Below are 745 nucleotides of genomic sequence, written 5' to 3' on the forward strand. Positions count from 1 at the left end.
AGGGAGGCGACAGTGGGTGCCTCGAAGAGGGCGCGAAGGGGCAACTCGACGCCGAAGGAGGAGCGGACGCGAGAGATGACCTGGGTGGCGAGGAGGGAGTGGCCACCGAGTGCGAAGAAGTTGTCGGTGACGCCGACGCGCTCCAGGCGGAGGACGGTGGCGAAGAGGGAAGCGAGCTTCTCTTCGTCGGGGTTGCGAGGAGCGACGAAGGAAGAGTCGCCCCGCAGGGAGTCGGCGTCAGGAGCGGGAAGCAGCTTGCGAGCAAGCTTTCCGCTGGGAGTCAGGGGTAGCGCCGCCAGGGAGAGGAAGGCGGAGGGCACCATGTACTCAGGCAGTCGCTTGAGGAGGAAGGTGCGCAGGGCCTCGGAGTCGAGGGTGGTGTCGGGAGCGAGGACGACGTAGCCGATGAGGCGCTTGTCGCCGGGGACATCCTCGCGGACGACTGCGGCGGCGTCACTCATTCCTGGCGCGGTGCGGAGGACGGACTCGACTTCGCCCAACTCGACGCGGAAGCCACGGACCTTCACCTGGAAGTCGAGGCGGCCGAGGAACTCCAAGGTGCCGTCAGCCTTCCAGCGAGCCGCGTCGCCTGTGCGGTAGAGGCGAGAGCCCTCTTCGCCCGAGAAAGGATTCGGGACGAAGGCCTGAGCGGTGATGTCGGGGCGGGCGAGGTAGCCGTGAGCGAGGTGGGTGCCGCCGACGTACACCTCACCCGAGACGCCAATGGGGACGGGCTGGCCGAGGG

1 protein-coding gene is annotated in these 745 nt (G+C 68.1%); it reads right to left on the reverse strand.

Annotated elements, in window-relative coordinates; all coding sequences use genetic code 11:
• Positions 1-745, reverse strand: a 745-nt coding sequence (locus tag HUA74_RS44925) for a phosphopantetheine-binding protein (protein WP_174459509.1), incomplete at both ends; no start/stop codon positions are given.

Source organism: Myxococcus sp. CA051A (genome assembly GCF_013336705.1).
Taxonomy (GTDB): domain Bacteria; phylum Myxococcota; class Myxococcia; order Myxococcales; family Myxococcaceae; genus Myxococcus; species Myxococcus llanfairpwllgwyngyllgogerychwyrndrobwllllantysiliogogogochensis.